General features: G+C 40.7%; 15 protein-coding genes and 3 pseudogenes. 3 read left to right on the top strand and 15 right to left on the bottom strand.

Translation table 11 applies throughout. The features are described from left to right. The first annotated feature begins 98 nt into the window (after nucleotides 1-98). On the top strand, nucleotides 99-1,142 hold the full coding sequence (locus PBN151_RS06925) for a thiamine pyrophosphate-binding protein (RefSeq protein ID WP_227774447.1): 1,044 nt from the start codon (nucleotides 99-101) through the stop codon (nucleotides 1,140-1,142). Beyond that, a pseudogene (locus PBN151_RS06920) lies at nucleotides 1,121-1,884 on the top strand (SDR family oxidoreductase); the annotation flags it as partial. The gene PBN151_RS06925 and the pseudogene PBN151_RS06920, both read left to right, overlap by 22 nt. Before the next feature lie 118 nt (nucleotides 1,885-2,002). On the opposite strand, the gene PBN151_RS06915 reads toward PBN151_RS06920, so the two are convergent. The 5 genes and pseudogenes from PBN151_RS06915 to PBN151_RS31785 form a co-directional block, all read right to left on the bottom strand. After that, the gene (locus PBN151_RS06915) at nucleotides 2,003-2,458 is read right to left on the bottom strand and encodes a hypothetical protein (RefSeq protein ID WP_072728377.1); all 456 of its coding nucleotides are present in this window, start codon (nucleotides 2,456-2,458) and stop codon (nucleotides 2,003-2,005) included. Nucleotides 2,459-2,766: 308 nt separating this feature from the next. Beyond that, entirely contained in the window at nucleotides 2,767-3,186 is a 420-nt protein-coding gene (locus PBN151_RS06910) for a hypothetical protein (RefSeq protein WP_072728376.1), read from the bottom strand. Between the two features lie 192 nt (nucleotides 3,187-3,378). Then, nucleotides 3,379-3,780, bottom strand: a complete 402-nt coding sequence (locus PBN151_RS06905; RefSeq protein WP_072728375.1) for a discoidin domain-containing protein — start codon at nucleotides 3,778-3,780, stop codon at nucleotides 3,379-3,381. A gap of 49 nt (nucleotides 3,781-3,829) precedes the next feature. Then, nucleotides 3,830-4,333, bottom strand: a complete 504-nt coding sequence (locus tag PBN151_RS06900; RefSeq protein WP_139295292.1) for a hypothetical protein — start codon at nucleotides 4,331-4,333, stop codon at nucleotides 3,830-3,832. A 111-nt stretch (nucleotides 4,334-4,444) separates the two neighbouring features. Further along, nucleotides 4,445-4,707: pseudogene (locus tag PBN151_RS31785) on the bottom strand (ran-binding protein 10); the annotation flags it as partial. Between the two features lie 55 nt (nucleotides 4,708-4,762). Here PBN151_RS31785 and PBN151_RS06890 point away from each other — a divergent pair. Next, on the top strand, nucleotides 4,763-5,128 hold the full coding sequence (locus PBN151_RS06890; protein WP_072728373.1) for a hypothetical protein: 366 nt from the start codon (nucleotides 4,763-4,765) through the stop codon (nucleotides 5,126-5,128). 883 nt (nucleotides 5,129-6,011) lie between these two features. Here the strand turns inward: PBN151_RS06890 and glnA are convergent. The 10 genes and pseudogenes from glnA to PBN151_RS06840 all read right to left on the bottom strand — a co-directional run bounded on the left by glnA (nucleotide 6,012) and on the right by PBN151_RS06840 (nucleotide 18,028). Further along, nucleotides 6,012-7,340 carry a type I glutamate--ammonia ligase gene (gene glnA, locus PBN151_RS06885; RefSeq protein WP_072728372.1) on the bottom strand — a complete coding sequence of 443 codons (1,329 nt, stop codon included), beginning with the start codon at nucleotides 7,338-7,340 and terminating at the stop codon, nucleotides 6,012-6,014. A 42-nt stretch (nucleotides 7,341-7,382) separates the two neighbouring features. After that, a complete protein-coding gene (locus PBN151_RS06880) occupies nucleotides 7,383-7,793 on the bottom strand; it encodes a MerR family transcriptional regulator (RefSeq protein ID WP_065293010.1) in 411 nt (136 codons plus the stop codon). Nucleotides 7,794-8,000: 207 nt separating this feature from the next. Next, nucleotides 8,001-9,257: a methionine gamma-lyase family protein gene (locus tag PBN151_RS06875; RefSeq protein WP_227774445.1), complete on the bottom strand. Its 1,257-nt coding sequence runs from the start codon at nucleotides 9,255-9,257 to the stop codon at nucleotides 8,001-8,003. Nucleotides 9,258-9,296: 39 nt separating this feature from the next. Then, nucleotides 9,297-10,583: a GTPase HflX gene (hflX, locus tag PBN151_RS06870; protein WP_072728370.1), complete on the bottom strand. Its 1,287-nt coding sequence runs from the start codon at nucleotides 10,581-10,583 to the stop codon at nucleotides 9,297-9,299. An 82-nt stretch (nucleotides 10,584-10,665) separates the two neighbouring features. Then, nucleotides 10,666-11,079 (bottom strand): annotated as a pseudogene (locus PBN151_RS06865) (AAA family ATPase); the annotation flags it as partial. After that, complete coding sequence (locus PBN151_RS06860) at nucleotides 11,054-12,688, bottom strand: recombinase family protein (protein ID WP_227774486.1); 1,635 nt, start codon at nucleotides 12,686-12,688, stop codon at nucleotides 11,054-11,056. The pseudogene PBN151_RS06865 and the gene PBN151_RS06860, both read right to left, overlap by 26 nt. A gap of 90 nt (nucleotides 12,689-12,778) precedes the next feature. Next, nucleotides 12,779-12,946: a hypothetical protein gene (locus PBN151_RS31090; RefSeq protein WP_175560636.1), complete on the bottom strand. Its 168-nt coding sequence runs from the start codon at nucleotides 12,944-12,946 to the stop codon at nucleotides 12,779-12,781. A 15-nt stretch (nucleotides 12,947-12,961) separates the two neighbouring features. Further along, nucleotides 12,962-13,603, bottom strand: a complete 642-nt coding sequence (locus PBN151_RS06855) for a hypothetical protein (protein ID WP_072728368.1) — start codon at nucleotides 13,601-13,603, stop codon at nucleotides 12,962-12,964. Then, nucleotides 13,600-13,797 (bottom strand): hypothetical protein, encoded by a 198-nt coding sequence (locus PBN151_RS06850; protein ID WP_072728367.1) that lies wholly within the window; start codon nucleotides 13,795-13,797, stop codon nucleotides 13,600-13,602. Before PBN151_RS06850 ends, PBN151_RS06855 begins: the two co-directional genes overlap by 4 nt. Nucleotides 13,798-14,071: 274 nt before the next feature. Further along, a complete protein-coding gene (locus PBN151_RS06840; RefSeq protein ID WP_227774443.1) occupies nucleotides 14,072-18,028 on the bottom strand; it encodes a PHP domain-containing protein in 3,957 nt (1,318 codons plus the stop codon). Nucleotides 18,029-18,037 lie beyond the last annotated feature (9 nt).

Here is an 18,037-nt window from a genome sequence, read left to right as displayed (position 1 = left end):
TCAAAACCAACGAAGCAACCGTAACATTCATCCAAGCTTGTTCATAATACACAGGCTGCGCATCCATACTAAGAAAAAGGCAAGGAGCTGGCGCCAAAATGAGTATATTCCCGGAAGTTGCCAAAGGAAATCAATTGCAGGAAGGAATCGAAACTCAAAAGGTTGCGGATGTGATTATCAACCAACTGAAATTATGGGGCGTTAAGCGGATTTACGGGGTGATCGGGGATGCCATTTTTGGATTGATGGAGGGTCTCTCACGCCAGAATGATTTGGAATGGATTGGGGTAAAACATGAGTCTGTCGCTGCCATGATGGCGTCTGCCGAAGCCAAATTAACCGGTCGAATCGGAGTATGCGCCGCGCAAATGGGACCTGGTTTGACTAATTTAATGACTGGCCTAGGAGATGCATACTTAGATCGCGTTCCAGTCTTGGCTATATCAGGTCAAGCGCCTACCCCCAAGATCGGAACAGCGTATAAGCAGTATATTGATCAGCAGGGACTAGTTCAGGCGATTACCGGGTTCAGCCGAATTGTCGTTCATCCTAATGCAGTCGTTGACACCTTAACACAGGCCATGTTTACGGCAATGGAACAGGCAATTCCCGTTCATCTTTCCATCCCTTCCGATCTATGGACACTTCCCTGCGGGACACAACCGCGCGAACCTATTCGAATAATAAATCAAATAGCTGGACAGAGCCAACTCCAACAAGCGGCGAATCTTATGCTTAAGGCGAAACGCCCCTTGATCCTTGCTGGCAATCGAGCAAATCATGCCTGTGATGCGATCCGGAAACTGGCTGATCGCTGGGGATGCGGAATTGTCGTGAGTTACGGAGCGAAAGGAATAATTCCGGATTCTCACCCTTACCTGCTCGGCGGTTTGGGCGAAGGCGGGAATCCTTTTGCAAGCGACTTATGCAAACAAGCGGATGTCGTCCTTGCCATCGGTACCTCTTGGTGGCCGGAATATCATGTCCCTAAAAATGCGCAAGTGATCCATATCGAAGAACGGATATCAGCTATCGGCGAGGTCATTCCGTCACAAGTCGGGATCGTCGGTAATATCGCAGAGATAATCCAAGCACTTACAGAAGGCATGACAGACTACCGTTCAAATCCAGCGGCAAACTAAAAAATAAAGTGGCCATCATTACCGGAGGAGACAGCGGCCAAGGACGAGCCATAGCGGTAGCCTTCGCCAAAGAAGGCGCAGATGTCGTCATTGTGTATCTTAACGAACATACGGGTGCTGAAGAAACCAAACAGGTTGTCGAGCAAAAAGGGGGTAAATGTCTGTGTATTGCCGGGGATCTTGGCCAAGAAGATTTTTGCAAACAAATCGTGGAACAAACTGTCACACAATTCGGCAAACTGGATATTCTCGTGAATAACGCGGCTGAGCAGCATGTTCAGAACAATTTAGAAAGTATTACATCCGAACAGATGGAAAGAACGTTTCGAACCAATTTTTTTTCTCAGTATTTTATTTAACGAAGGCTGCCCTTCCCCACATGAAAAAGGGAAGCAGCGTTATCAATGCCGCCTCGCTCACTGCCTATGAGGGGAATGAACAGCTCATCGATTATTCAGCCACCAAGGGCGCCATCGTTGCTTTTACCCGGTCGCTCTCGAAATCGTTGCACAGCAGAGGCATTCGAGTAAACGGCGTTGTCCCTGGAAGCATATGGACGCCTCTTATTCCCGCATCCTTTCCTGCCGCTCAAGTCGCGAAGTGGGGGGAAAAAAATCCGATGGGCCGTGCCGGCCAACCTTGCGAGGTCGCACCCGCGTATGTATTTCTGGCATCGGAAGACGCATCGTATATTTCGGGTCAATTCATTCATGCTACAGGTGGTGTTATTGTTAACAGCTGAGGAGATCCAGCTTCGTGTAGATTCGAAAATCGTGACGGTCATACAACTAGATTTAGGACAGCAAAGTAAACTAAAAGAGCCGCGGGATTCCCTACGGCTCATACTCGTGTTATATCTATTATACAACTCTCTTAAACTTCAGAGTGTAATCTTTACCGTAATCATTAAACCCATGTGAGGATACTCTGATGTATGCCTTATGCCCATTATAAAGCGAATGCCAAATATTTTTCTCAATTGTGTTGTCGTTGTAGTCGGTTACTTTAATAATTCTCCCGTTTGAATCTGTTTCGATAAGCTGAAGATCGTAAATAGCTCCTGGCTGAGGCTTCATACTAATATGGAAACCCATTGCACTCTGATCACCATTTGTATAATCGATCACATAGTAATCATAGTCATTGATATTATCAATTGGTAAAGTGAATTGGTCTTCATATGAGTACCCCCATCTATAAAGCATCACAGCTTCTTGTAGGGTATCACCGAAACCCGTGTATGCAAAAACAGAAGGCGAAGTCACTACCATTACTACTGCCATTAAAAACGCAACAAACATTTTTTTTGCTTTCATAGTCTCACTTCCCTCTCATTGATATAATAGGGGTTTTTGTCCCTATATCAATATATTAACTCAGTAGGGTTAAATTGTAAATATAACAAAGGAATTGTCTATTAAACTAATTATCTACTTTTTATTATTCATCCTTAACCCTTCTATCCCTAGCGGGGACTTTTATGTTAGCTGTCTCAACTACTTCATGTACTGGCGAAATGATCCTCTACTTCAATACTTTTATCTACTGGATCAGTAGTTTGATCTTTGAACTCTCCATGAAAAAAGCCACTGATTGTTCAGTGGCTAATTAGGGCTTTCTTTGCTTAAAGGTAGTATATGCGATATGGGGCATCCCTTCCAAAGTCTCTAACTGTATGACCCTTAATTTCTAAGTAAATAACCTCTCCTGGCTGGAGTTCTACATCGTAAATAATGTCCTTGTTGCCAGCACCTTGATCTTTTGCCGTAAGGATATCGCCATTAGGAAAATACCCTCTGATATCATAGTTAATAAAACTTACTTGCGGCTCAACAACAAAGTTCAGCACAATCGTTCTTCCAGTATTATTTGTGTACTTGTAAAAGTCGCTGTCCTGATAATCCAAGAACGAACCAGCTTGAGATAATCCGTTTAATTCCACCGCAGTTTCCTTAGTGTCAGCATAGCCTTTTGACGCGAAAGCGCTAGTTGATAAAACAAACATTAATGCGAATACCAGAAGCGTTGATACAAACTTTTTCATAGTATCCCACCTTCATATGTAGTAGAGTTATTTTCCAACTCCCTCCTATATAATACCATTATTTAACTTAAGCTGTATCACTTTTTCTATTAATCTTAATAAAAGTACCGCCCCCCTAAGGAGCGGCTATGGAGGTTGACAAAAACATAAAAATTAAAAGAGCATCCATAGAAGGATACTCTTATCTGTTCATTAAAACATACGTAATTCACCGATAGCAGTGTATAACTCTAGGCCATTGTTTTTAGTAATATTGATTCGATAGTAACGATAACTATTTTTGTTCTTTGTTAAAAAGCTTCTTGCTTCACCGAATTCCCATGATTTTTGGTCTACCTGTGTATCCAATTCAGTCCAATTGATTTTATCGTTACTACCCTCGAATGTCCATGTCTTTGGTGCTGATCCGGTTCCATCTATATCTTTAGTTCTTGCAGTAATCTCATATTCTTGCACTAAGGTAGGTTCGCCGAAATCTACTGCTAGCCACCCTACCGTTGTATAATCCTTTGTTGCCCAACTTGTATAAATATCTCCATCAAATGCCTTACATGGTAAGAAGTTTTGACTGTAACTACTTGATGCAAAGGCCAAAATAGCCTTTTCGGGATCATTACAATCTAATGGTTTAACTAAATTCGTATCAGATGGCGGCGTCGTTTCCTCCTTGACTACCAGTTATCGGCAATCCAGAATTAATAATAATTGGTGTATTCCCGTTAGTAGCACTTATCCATCCACTTGCAATTACTTTACTGCTCGAATCTTTCACTTGCAATGTACCGTAATATGGCATTTCTTCACAAGAAAAGTAGTTTTGCCCTAAACTAACTTGGTAGAATACCGTCTTTTTAGGTGCGATATTAGTTGAATCTCCAAGTGTAATATTAGATTTTATTCCGTTGTGAGAGTCACCTTTTATAGAGATCGGAGCTCCTTCTTCGTTATACAACTGTAAAGTAATATCAGCAGCATTGCCACCGATGTTAGTTATGTTCAATGACAATTGAACCTTATGTGATGCATCACAAAACGAATTTGCAGGAATAGAAAAAGCCACTTCGTTTTTTCCCTCTTGCGCAGATATTAAACCTGCAATAAGAGAGAACATCAATACTGCACACAATAGAAACTTTATAATTTTCAAAAATGCCATTCCTTTTTTTCTTATTGACTAAACTTATATCGGCACTCATCTGAAAAATATTTATATCTGCAAAGTCAACAAATTACCTCTCCCGAAGGAGCGGCATTGAGTTTATTTAGTTGTATACTCGTTCACTTCAAACGTTAGGATCTTATCAAAGATAACGTAGTCTTTACGTGCGCTGAATGACCCTTTGTTATTGTTGTGCTTGTTGATTGCATAAGAAGCAGTTCCCGATCCAGCCTGCTTATTTTCGTACCATGTGATGAAGGCGCATTTACTTCTTCCATGCTAAGGTCGAATTCTTTCTCCAAACCTGTTGTCATGGTAACTACTAATAATGCTCTGTTTCCTTTGGTCGGCTCTGGATTTGTTGGTTTTTCTGGATCAGGTACTTCATTTAATTCGTAGCCAAACGTAGTTTCGCCAATGCCCAAAGGTACGACGGTAGTAGATAGTAATAACTTTGATAATCAATTAGCTAAGTATGTGTTTGATGGTGATTTAACCACTCAATGGGGCCCCACATCCGACTTCTTTTCTGGAAGTTTAGAAATCACGTTTCCTCAAACACTACATTTGAGTTTTGTACAAATCGTAGGAGCAGCGGGCCCAACAGATGATGTGAAATATCAGATATTTGCCTATAAAAATGAAACATGGGAAGCAATAAGCAAGAAAGAAGTAAGACGGGTAGATTTAAGTAACGAACCATCTGATCCTATCAGCGTAACCCCAGGCAATTATGAGAAAATAAAAATTACTGTTGACGGTTATAGTTCTTGCTTTTCCTGAAAATTGGTGGGTCAAAAACAAAGGTGTATACCTGGAAGTCCTTGACGTATTCACGCATGTACCTATCTTCTATCGTATCAGGGATCCTCACAAACTTCTTTCTAACCGAACATGATTGCGACAGCAAATTACCTTATCACAACTGTACTGGTTAATCTTCACAAGTTAGTGCCATATAACTTCCTCGCCCCTCCTGTTTATGTTGTCAAGCACCACAAGGTTCAGAGATAATCTCGTTTATCTTTCCAAACTTTTCAATATCTACATTCAGGTTGCCCTTATTCATTCTGTTCATTCCGCTCGTGTAACTATATTCAATTGATTGTGTACTTATTTTTTTCCTTACAGTTCTTTATGATATAGCCATCCCCTAGAAAGTCGTTGCCCCCATACAGTTATTTTAGTTTGCCTATCCGCGCTTCTAACTTTTCTTGAACTCCGAGCACTAGCATATGAATTCAGCACATTTCTGTCGTATCCTTTGAAACTTCGCGCATAATTTTTAGGGAATCGCACATGTTCTACACTCTCCCCTTGGGCTTTGCCCCTATGTAATAAGTTGTTCACTCTATACCCTCCCTAATAAGCCCCAATTGAAATAAATGCAAGCATTAATTTAGAAAATACCAAAGAACTTATCTTTTGTTATGTTACCGCACTTACTGGGGGATCGAGATTGAACGTGTAAACTTTCGAAACTCACAAGCTGTCTTGCTTCATTTATCATTCCTGAATGATTTTTTCTCAACTGGATCCGATCCAGATGCAATGTCATCTATCGTGTGTTGTTTGCTTTATTACGAATCTAAAAAGACATTCACCACATCCCCCTGCCCCCAAAGTAAAAACCCTAGAAGCCTTACGGCTCTAGGGTTTAGATGAATTAGTATAATGTCATGTATTGATCGCGTTCCCATTGGTGAACTTGCGTGCGATACATATCCCACTCAATTTCTTTCAATTCCAAGAAGTGCTGCAATGCATGATCACCCAGTGCATCGCAAATCGTCTCGTCGCGCAGAAGCTCTTCCAATGCTTCCTTCAAGCTCGATGGCAAGCTTGGGATGCCTTCAGCCAGACGTTCTTCTTCTGTCATGACGTAAATGTTACGATCCGTAGGAGCTGGAAGGTCTGACTTCTTCTTGATGCCTTCCAATCCTGCTTTTAAAATTACCGCTAGAGCCAAGTACGGGTTCGCCGCTGGATCCGGGTTGCGGACTTCAACACGCGTGCTCAAACCACGGGACGCTGGGATACGAACCATTGGACTGCGGTTGCTTGCAGACCATGCCACATAACATGGTGCTTCATAGCCAGGAACTAAGCGCTTATAGGAGTTGACCGTTGGGTTCGTGATTGCCGCAAATCCGCGAGCATGCTTCAATACCCCCGCCATAAATTGACGTGCTGCCGGACTCAAGCCAAGCTTATCCCTTTCATCGTAGAACGCATTCTCCTTACCGTTGAACAAGGAGATGTTACAGTGCATACCTGAACCGTTCACACCGAACAGCGGCTTCGCCATGAATGTAGCGTGCAAGCCATGCTGACGAGCAATCGTCTTCACGACGAGCTTGAAGGTTTGAATTTGGTCTGCTGCCTTAATCGCATCTGCATATTTGAAATCGATCTCATGCTGACCAGGAGCCACCTCATGGTGGGAAGCTTCAATTTCGAAGCCCATCTCTTCCAGCTTCAATACGATTTCGCGGCGGCAGTTCTCACCAAGATCCGTCGGTGCCAAGTCGAAGTAACCGCCTTGGTCGTTCAATTCCATCGTAGGATTGCCCTTGTCATCCGTCTTGAACAAGAAGAATTCTGGTTCTGGACCTACGTTCATGGACGTGAAGCCAAGTGCTTCTGCTTCCTTCAGGGCTTTCTTCAAAATTCCACGCGGGCATCCTGCAAACGGCGTTCCATCCGTTGTGTATACGTCGCAGATCAATCTAGCGACACGATCTTCCGTTACCCATGGGAAGACAACCCAAGTATCCAAATCTGGGACAAGATACATATCGGATTCTTCAATACGCACATAACCTTCAATCGAAGAACCGTCAAACATCATTTTGTTATCCAGTGCCTTAGGCAATTGGCTTACCGGAATTTCGACATTCTTAATCGTACCGAGCAAATCCGTAAATTGCAGACGGATAAATCGTACATTTTGTTCCTTGGCAATGCGTTCAATGTCTTCTCTGGTATAACCCACAGGGTAACATCTCCTTCTCCATAAGCGTGATTAGATTCATATCTATTTTGTAAAGAAACGAGACAGTTCGCCTTGGATCAGCGATACTTGCCCCGGTCTATTACCGGCTATAAGCTGCTGCTTCAACATGCGGTGCAATTGGAGATCGGACAATTCCTTGCGTTTGCTCTCCGAAGCTTCACTAAGCACAGTTGCCTCTTCCGATTCCTTCGTTACCGGATTCAGTACCTGCTTAATGCCTGCTATGTTGACTCCCTTTTCAATAAGTGTCTTGATTTCAAGCAATCGCTCTACGTCATTGAAGGAAAAGAGACGCTGGTTTCCAGAAGTACGAGCAGGCATAATTAATTCATGCTGTTCGTAGTAACGAATTTGACGAGCCGTCAAATCCGTCAGCTTCATCACGATGCCGATTGGAAACAACGCCATATTTCTGCGAATTTCATCTCCCACTGCTTATCAACCTTCCTAGTTTGTCATAAAAGAAAGTTTACGTGCTGTGTGCGCTAACTGACATCCTAGTCTAACAACGCCTGTTACGCGCGGTCGCTCATCAGTGAATTTACTCCGATCAGAGTATGTGCTATGCCTTTCTTGTTCTCATTTTATCCCCTGGAAGCAAACGTGTCAATGGATGTCAGGAAATCTAACAAAATAATTTTATAGCTCTAGCAAGCCTCGATCAACCATGGTTTGCAGTGCTGTCAGCGCTCCAAGCTTCGCATGCGCATACGTAAGCCCACCCTGCATGTATGCTGTATATGGCTCACGAATCGGCGCATCGGCAGACAACTCCAAGCTTCCCCCTTGAATGAAGGTACCTGCCGCCATAATGACTGGATGCTCATAACCAGGCATGTCCCATGGTTCAGGCACGACGTGCGCATCAACGGCCGAGGCTTTCTGAATCCCCTGAACAAACGCGATTAGATGATCGGCTGTATGGAATCGCAAGGCTTGAATCAAATCAGTACGAGGCGCCTTCCAATGCGGCGAGGTCTCAAACCCAAGCTCCTCGAACAAGGCTGCTGCAAACACACTGCCTCGCACTGCTTGTCCAACGATGCTTGGCGCTAAGAAGAGACCTTGATACATCGAACGTGTCAACCCTAACATAGCTCCAACTTCTCCACCAATTCCCGGTGCAGTTAAGCGAGAGGCCGCTGCTTCCACATACATGCGCTTACCTACAATGTAACCGCCTGTTTCAGCAATACCGCCTCCTGGGTTCTTAATAAGCGAGCCAGCCATTACATCAACACCTAGCTCCGTCGGCTCCTGCAGTTCTGTAAATTCCCCGTAGCAATTATCCACGAACACAACAACATCCGGCTTAATCGCTTTTACTTGCCGTACCATCTCACCGATCTGTTCAACCGTGAAGGATGCTCTCCATCCATAACCGCGTGAACGTTGAATGCCTATGACTTTCGTACGCTCGGTTATGCTTTCACGCACTTGCTCCCAATCTACATCTCCTGCCTCAGTCAGCGGCACCTCATTATAGGATACTCCCCAATCACGCAGAGAGCCTGTCCCATCATTCTCTTTGCCAATCACCTTATGCAGCGTGTCGTACGGTGTACCCGTAATGTATAACAATTCATCGCCAGGGCGAAGTACGGCGAATAGAGCCGTCCCAATCGTATGTGTGCCTGATACAAAATGAGGTCGCACCAATCCCGCTTCCGCACCGAACACTTCAGCATATACCTCATCAAGCACCTCGCGTCCACGGTCATTGTAGCCATACCCCGTCGATCCCGCAAAGTGAAAATCACTCACATGATGCTTCTGAAACGCCTGTATAACCTTCCATTGATTCCGCTCTGCAATTCGCTCGATTCCACGTACCTGCCCTGCAATCTTCTCTTCGATTTGCTGCTCCAATTGCTCCAGTCTTGCTGTAAATTGCATCTTATCCATTCCCCTTGATCCATTCCCATGAAGGAAAGCTTATTTATTGATGTAATCATTCAACTTATATCCATGCTGCTCAGCGGCTAGCCGATCCAACCGAACCTTAAGCAGCAGATCATTCTCGTCGATCTCCTGCTCCAGAACCTCTCCCAATCGATAGATCAAGGCAATCAAATCCCCACGATCCGCGGATATTCGGTAGGTAACCGTTTGGCCGGACAATTGATCTTGCACTGCCTGCCGAATACGCTCCAGATCCCCTTCATCATAAGCGCTTATAATAAAGTGATCTTTATCATGCGGCAGCATCTGTCGTTGTTCTGGGGTGCATAGATCCTTCTTATTATAGAGAACAATTTGCGGCTTAGCTCCCGCTCCTAATTGCTGCAAAATATCCTCTACGACCCGCATATGATCCTCTCGCATCTGCGAAGATGCGTCCATCACATGCAAAATGAGATCGGCCTCATTCACTTCCTCTAATGTCGCACGAAAAGCCGCTACAAGATCATGAGGCAAATTTTGAATAAAGCCAACCGTATCCGTTAAGACCACTTCCTTGCCGCTAGGAAGCTCCCACTGGCGAGAAGTCGGATCCAGCGTCGCAAACAATTGGTTCTCCACATACACATCCGCCTGAGTCAGTTGTCGCAGCAGCGTTGACTTCCCCGCATTCGTATAGCCGACAAGCGCAACCTGGTACGCTCCTGTCTTCTTGCGGCGCTCTCGATGCAGATTGCGGTTGCGAACGACTTCATGCAGGTGACGCTTCAAGTCAGTTATACGTCCTCGAATATGGCGGCGATCCGTTTCCAATTGGGATTCCCCGGGCCCTCTTGTGCCGATACCACCGCCTTGACGCGACAGGTTCTTCCCGTGTCCGGATAGACGAGGGAGCAGATATGACAATTGTGCCAGCTCCACCTGAATGATACCTTCTCTTGTTTTTGCTCGTTGTGCGAAAATATCGAGAATGAGCTGAGTACGGTCTACAATCTTCACATCCAACGCTTGTTCCAGGTTGCGGACTTGAGCGCCAGACAGCTCTTGATCAAAAATAGCGGTCGTTGCACCCATCTCATCAATGACCGCCTTGAGTTCTTGTACCTTGCCTTTCCCTATGAACCATCTAGGATCACGGAATTCACGCTGCTGTGTCATCGTGGTCAACACCTCAACGCCAGCCGTTTCCGCCAGCTGCACCAGCTCGTCAAGCGAATATTGAGGATCAACCCCGCTCCGCTTGACATCATCTGTTATTAAAGTCACGAGCACCGCTCGATCGGGTATATTTTGATTCGTTTGGTGAGGCTCTTTTCGCATTCGCGTACATTCTCCTTATCGGTTCATCATCCATATTTCCATCGAACTATGATCATTGACCATATACGTTGTACAGTATACCTCATTTTCGCTCCCATTTTAAATCCTCTGGCTTCAATGTCATTAATTCCAGCTTGCCCGGAGATTGCTGCGGATATAGCTGAAGGAGGCGAACCGCTTGATTACGCATCGCCTTTTCCATTACATTTCGAACAAAGCGCGCATTACTGAACAGATTAGGGGCAAGAATTTTCTCATCCAAAATCACCTGTTTTAACTGCGCCTGTGTAGTTGGCATTAGTACATAATCATGATCCTTTGCCATAGATTCTGCGATATGCAGAAGTTCATCTACCGAATAATCAGGGAATTCCACTTGTATTGGGAATCGCGAAGGCAGCCCAGAGTTCGTCTGCATTAACCAATCCATCTCATCCGAATACCCTGCCAATATGAGGATAAATTGATTTTTATGATCCTCCATGGCTTTGGCTAGTGCTTTGGTTTCTATGTTTATTTACAGAAGAAATTGCACCAATTGAGTCTGAAACCTTAAGCACTACGTCTATAGTCATGTTGTCGTTTAGGGTTACGCTATGAATAAGTGCTTTGACCAACTTTCGCTTCATTTCAAAAGGTACGTTTTCTGGATCAATTATCTTTGAATAATGTTCTAGCATCGTTTTCATTTGATCAATTTCATTATTTTTGTTTTCATATAATTTTTTTTCTTCATTTAATATCGAAATTTGAGAGCTCATATCTTTGATCTTTTCTTCAATAGGTTTTGTCTTCTTTTCTAGGTCTTCTTTGCTCTTGATCATGCCACATGCATATAAGTCGATGTAGCGTTCCTTTGCAAACTCCTGTTCCTTCATTGCTTTTTCTAACTTTTTCAATCTTTTGTTTATTACCTCATTATTGCTGATGTTCGTTTTTTTCTTAATAATTGTCTCTATATAAGGAACTGGGTCATATATTAAACTCAGTATATACTCCCACACAAAATTGTCGATATGGTCGACTCGCCAATTACGCCCCCTACATTTCTTCCTTACTCTTCCCGTTCCCACTTCAAACTCTTTCTTACTTTTGTTATTGCATGTGTAATACTTTAGTATTCCTCTTTTAGTAACTGAAGTTATACCACTTGATGCAGCAGCTCCACATCTTCCACATCTGCTTAGCCCCTTAAGCAAATAAGATTGTGTTGGCCTTCCACTTTTTACTTTACTTAGGCTATCAATTTTCTTTTGAATATCGAGATAAGTTTCATTCGTTATGTAAGCAGGAACAGCAACTGGTATCCAATCTTCTTGCTTTCTTTTGACCTGCTTCTTCTTACCTTGAGTTTGAATTACTTCAGTTTTTCCATAATATGATATGCCAGTATACAACTCATTCCTAAGTATTCTTGTTACTGTGGATTGATACCAGTAGTTTCCGCTTGGTGCAGCTACATTATCCTCTGCTAGTTGTCTCGCAATGTCTGAGCAAGAACAATCCTCTTCTAATAGCATTGACACCATTCTCAAGTATATCTCTTTTTCAAATTCATTCACGCTCAGATTACTTGTTTCTTTATCGTATATATAACCGTAAAATCGTTTCCCTCCATTTAACTTTCCCTTCTTGGCTTTTTGCCTTTTACCTCGTTTACTGTTTGCCAATATTTTAGCTTTATTGTACTGAGAGATAGAGCCCTGAATATTGTACATAAGCATTGATTCAGGATTATCTTTATCCAAATCAAACTCAACAAATTGTAGATCGCATCCTGCGTTCCAGATTCTCATCGATACATTAGTTTGCAGATGAAGAAATCTACTTAATCTGTCTGGGTGAAGAACATATACGACTCTCCCCATACCTTCTTCTACAAGATACAATAAATAGTTCAATGCAGGTCTGTCTGGATTATCTCCAGATTCCCCTTCTTCCACGATAACCAAGATTTCATCATCGTCGGCATTGTATTTCTGTTTTTGGTGCTCAGCACACCGTTCTATTTGTGACTCCAATGAATAACCGTGTTTTGCTTGGTCATCAGTTGATACGCGCACATAAATAATAACCTTGACCAAATCGATCAAGGCTAAAAACATTTCTTTATTTAATTTTTCACTTCCTCTTAGAGTAACCACATTAAATCACCTGTTTTTATATATTTTATATATTTTGTATTATAGCATTTCTTACTTTGTATTTATAGCATCATTTTCCTTTAACATTACTATATTTATCATTTCATCTATCCAACCGGTTATTTTATCATTACAAACAGTGTCTGGTACAAAGTCATCATCTTCTTGCGTTAAAAACGACACTTTACCGAGAGTATAATCATTTATTGATACTGCCATAGGATCTCCTTCATATTAAACATGAATTAATAACTCCTCAATTTGCTGATGTGTTCTAGTAAGAAACTCTTCGCTTATATAACCTGCTTTAACATACTTTATTAGGGCTTCATTTATAAACTCATCAACATGATATTTATAGTTTACCTTTTTAAGTGTTGCGCCGATATACAATCCAATCTCTCTGCAACCTTCTCGACTTATACTTGATCTCCCTGATTCAATAGCAAACTTCATAAAGTCATTGATATGTATAAAGTACGTTTCATGTGGATGATGAATTGTCTTCATTTTCTTCTCACGAAAGTTAATAATGAAGCCAGATATTATCCCTTCAGTTTCGATTGCTTTCATAAGCGCCTTAACTTGATGTGGCTTCAACATCAATTGTGATTTATTATTCTCTGGTTTCTCATCTGGCTTATTGGGATTAAAACTCATACTAGTACCAGATGTACTTTTAAGTTCAAGAAGAAACAAGAATGGAGATTTAAATTGTAGTGCATCAAATGGATTGGATGGAGTGAAGGAAGAATCTCCACCCCTAGTCCATTTAACAGCATCTACAAGTCTTAGATAGTAGATTGGTAATTTAGCATAACTTTCTGCCCAATTCTTTTCAAAGACCTTCCCTTCGTTCGTTTTACTTTTGCTCAATTATTTATCTCTCCTGCTGTTTTTCGGATAAGACCGTACTTTCTCATCACAATTTCTAAATCATCTATGATTGCTTCGCCTTCAGGTGTTTCTATGTATGTATTACCTTCATAAATTTCATAGCCAGATTCTGAACACTTAAGCAACACCTTTGCTTCATTGATATCAGGAACACCGAACTCAAATCTATCCAATTAGTTCACCTCTAATTAAGTGTATATGTAAGGGCGCTTTTGATCGCACTAACGCTGCAATCAATTGCTGATTTTTGAGACATTGGACTTTTAAATTGAATCCTTTCTAGTTTCAATAATTTATTTAATTGCTCAAATTCTTCTTTCGCTTTACTGTTACGGAATGAAAGGGTAATTTCATTGTCGTTTGGTTCGAGATAAGTTACAAACATTTTGGTGTCTTTGTTGGGCTTCTTATTTTTTTTTTGTTTTATACATATGATAATCACACCTCTTATATTTTTGTTCTTTCTTGTTTTACTTGAATTGTTCCATCATCACCTACATCGGTAATGAGCATTGTCGTATGTGGGAATTGAAACGTGTCAAAATATCTATATGGTTTAAACTGTGATCCTCTTCTGTATCCGCAGATAAATAACTTATTTCCTCTAGTGAACCAACTCTTCTCAAGTATTTGCTTTTTCCCATTAGGTAATGGCTTTGAGATCTGCTTATTGTAATGAGCAAATGCACCATCATAATACTTTACTGTTATTACTCCATCTGGTGTAAGTAAAGTAACTGTATGCTTGTTCTTGTCTCGATCTAATACCGTTCCAACGATAGCATCAATCTTGAACTTTGGTCTTTCTCGACCCTTCGATACATAAGTGCCTACTATTACAGGTTCTTCACTCATCTTACTAAACTCACTAATCGAATACTTCTCTTTATCAATATCAGAGAGTTCGTGCGAATTGTAATAGAACGATAAAGAATCCATTTCCCATTTGCTGATATTCCCGTATGCAATCTCGTTCCATTCATTTATATATAAACTCTTATTAACCATGTTTAAGGTGGAATGGTCACTTAGCCAATCCCTGATACCATTCATTTTCTTGTCATACTCTTTTTTAAACTCTTTCTCAGAGATTAATGGTCTACCTTTTATGTAATCTACCACTGAGGCATCACTGAAATACTCATCGAAAAACTTGGTTGATATGTCATCAAGCAAATAAAACTTATCTTTCCCCTCAGTTCTATGTACGTTTTTCGTGACATATTTTCTGAACTTAAAAGTTGTTGCGTAATATTTGTATTCTTCAGGAATCAAGTTCATTTCTACTAGCATATTGAAATTTTGCATATTTAATTTTTCTTTTGGTGTAAATAATCTATCTATGTGTTTCTTCATGATACTTTCTCTGTCTTCGAATGAATCAAAGCATCCTGCTTTTATAAGTTGTGTTAGCTGCGATTTAGTTATTTTTGAAGTGTCAAACATTCGTTCAACAAAATCTTCAAATGAATTATATGGTCTATTTGAAATGATCTCTTGTACAGCATCATCTCCGATACCAACCAAACCCTTTATTCCATAGATGATTTGATTATTCTCTAAATCTGGCTTAAAACCAAAGTTTGCTTTATTTATATCTGGTAAGCCAATCTTTACTCCATGTTGTTTCATCATCCCGATTGCAGATGCAACTTTGCCATAGTTCGTTGACTTATTATCTTTCTTTTCCTCACTATCAGAATCATCTGAATCGTCATAACTTGCTGAGTTTACTGTTAACACGGCAGTGTTCCAGTACAATGGGTTGTATCGAAAATAGATATTCAGTTCTTGTAGAGCAATAAGACTATAGGCCAAGGTGTGCAACAACGAGAACGAATATCCAAGCTGCCTCTTTATTTGAACATCCCATATATAATGAAGGATTTTTTGAGATGTTCCTATTGCTTCACCCATTCGAAAGAAAATTTCTTTAACTTCTTTCATAGCTTCTTCCGATTTTTTTGCAATAGCTTTTCTTAATTTATTGGAGAGTTTAACATCAAAAGCAGCCACTCTCTCGTCCATAACCATCTGCATTACAACTTCTTGTGTGTCAGCTACTCCATAGATGTCTTTTAGGTACTTCTCCATCACTTGAACTTCTTCAGGTGATAAATCATACTCATCCATTTCGTCATACCAAAGGGATATATCATTCTTAAACTTTACATATTGATCTACTGGCTGCTCACTTCCACCATCGCTCATCAGACGCATAAGAGAGTTTGCAACAGCAGTTTCAAGTAGATTCTCTGGCTTTACTTTTTTAGCTGTCTCAATGCCTATTTGCGTATTGAATTGGAATAGATCGATTACTTCACCTTGACCAAGTTTCTTCCACATTTCTGGGTTGTTGAATTCAAGTTTATCTGGATGAAAGTACTTGTTATAAGTGCCTCGTAAGCTTCCCTGCCACTCGATTTCTCCGTATTCAATTAATAGATTCATAGTTTCACGTATCTTATCGAGTGCTTCAATTGTGAGCAGGTCATATTTCACATTGCCCATGTATTCACTATCGCCCATTGAGAATTGCGTAATCCATTGACCATTTGGGGCTTTCATCATAGCATTTGACTTCACAAAATCATCATTGAATATGTATATCCCACCAGCATGAATACTTCTCTTATTTTCAATCCCCTCGATTTTAAGCGCGACTTCCTTAAGATCTTCATACTTTTCAATTTCATTAATAAACTCGGTCACAGGTTTTCGTTGTTTTTCTTCATTACCGAACAAGCAATCGCATAATGTCCAGTTACTTCCTCGTTCAAAGGGAATTAATGATGCAATATGTTGTCCAATATCATTATCAATTCCTAAGCCTCGACAAGCTGTTAGAATAGCACTCTTAGATCCCTCAGTACCAAACGTTGCAATATTTAATACTCTTCTCTCACCAAATCGCTCTTTAAATGCTCGTAGAATTGTTTTACGTTTTGAACCTTCCGTATCTATGTCGATATCTGGTAAATCCGGTCTACTAGCATGGATGTGTCTCCAGTGAGGTAAATTATAGTCCATTGGATTGAACTGTGTAATACCTAATAGATAATTAATAATAAATCCAGCAGCAGAACCCCGTGCAACACCAACTAAGCTATTTCCCCCGCAGTCGTCCCAAATGATATTAATCAACTCACGGACGGTTACATAGTAACTACTCATTGCCTGTTGCATCGATTCTGTAATGTTCCATAACTCTCCTAGTTCAATATTGATACGAGCTAGGATCTGATGAAGATACTCTTTTGTTAGAACATTTCTTGGGAACTTCTCATTGAATCCATCTTCAATTAATTTAATTAGATACCTATCTTGGTCTTCTTCAGAATGAGCCATTTTTTCTATGTATTCATACTTGTCATATGCTGGTTTAAATAAATGACGAACACTAAACTCAGGTAGTTCAATCTTAGGAATCGTCGGTGTATGAAACAAATCATACTCCTCAACCATAGAGCCAATTAAAAGTGTGTTAGACATAGCCTCATTAATTTGTTCAAGAGTTAAATTGTCTTCAACACCAAGTCGTTCGATAATCTCATCCTTTGATTGAACGAAACATGAAGCATAAAAACTTTCTGTTTCTCTGTCTCCATCCTTGGAGTTTAGGAACGCCTTATGTATTTTTAAATCTTCAGGTCTTAGGAAGTGAGCATCTGTAGCCACAATTGTTTTCAGGTCATAGAACTTTGCAATTGTTACAGCACGTTTATTGAATTGAATCTGTTCTTGAGAAAGTGCAGGTTGTAACTCGATAAAAAACCTGTCTCTTCCAAAAACGTCAATACACCATTTAATAAACTCATCTATTTTGGTTTTGTAGGATATAATCTGTTCTTTGTTGCCCACTTTCTCAGCTTCAATAAGATTTAGAGTGTTAATTGCGAGTTCAGAGCCAAGACAAGCACTAGTTGCTATCAAGTGTCCCTTGTTCTTATTAATAATCTCAGCAAGTACATGTTTCTCAGTAGGACATCTTTCCATTAGACCAGTTACAAAACTTTGACTCCAAGCAATCGACGATAACTCTCTTAATTGTTCATGACCGATAGTATCACAAGCTAGTAAAATAAAGTGAGGAAACTTAGTTATTCCACTTTTGTAGTTATCACGTACTTCTTCTATGGAATCAACAAGATAAATCTCATTCCCTAGAATCAGCTTGAAATCTTCATTCATTTTACCATTTGATTTTAATTCTTTAATTATTTGAATTGCTTCTACGTGAGCTGATAAACATTCATGGTCAGTAATCGCCATTCCTTTATAACCAAGATCAACTGCTGTTTTGATTAGATCTTTAGTTTTATTGATACTATCTACTAATCTGATGTTACTTCCTCTACTGGTGTGACAATGGCAACCTATGTATTCTTGATTAATTGGTTTCACCTACTTCAT

The organism is Paenibacillus sp. NAIST15-1, from assembly GCF_001894745.1.
GTDB classification, from domain to species: domain Bacteria; phylum Bacillota; class Bacilli; order Paenibacillales; family Paenibacillaceae; genus Paenibacillus_B; species Paenibacillus_B suaedae.
This window is presented reverse-complemented; position numbering and strand designations above follow the sequence as displayed.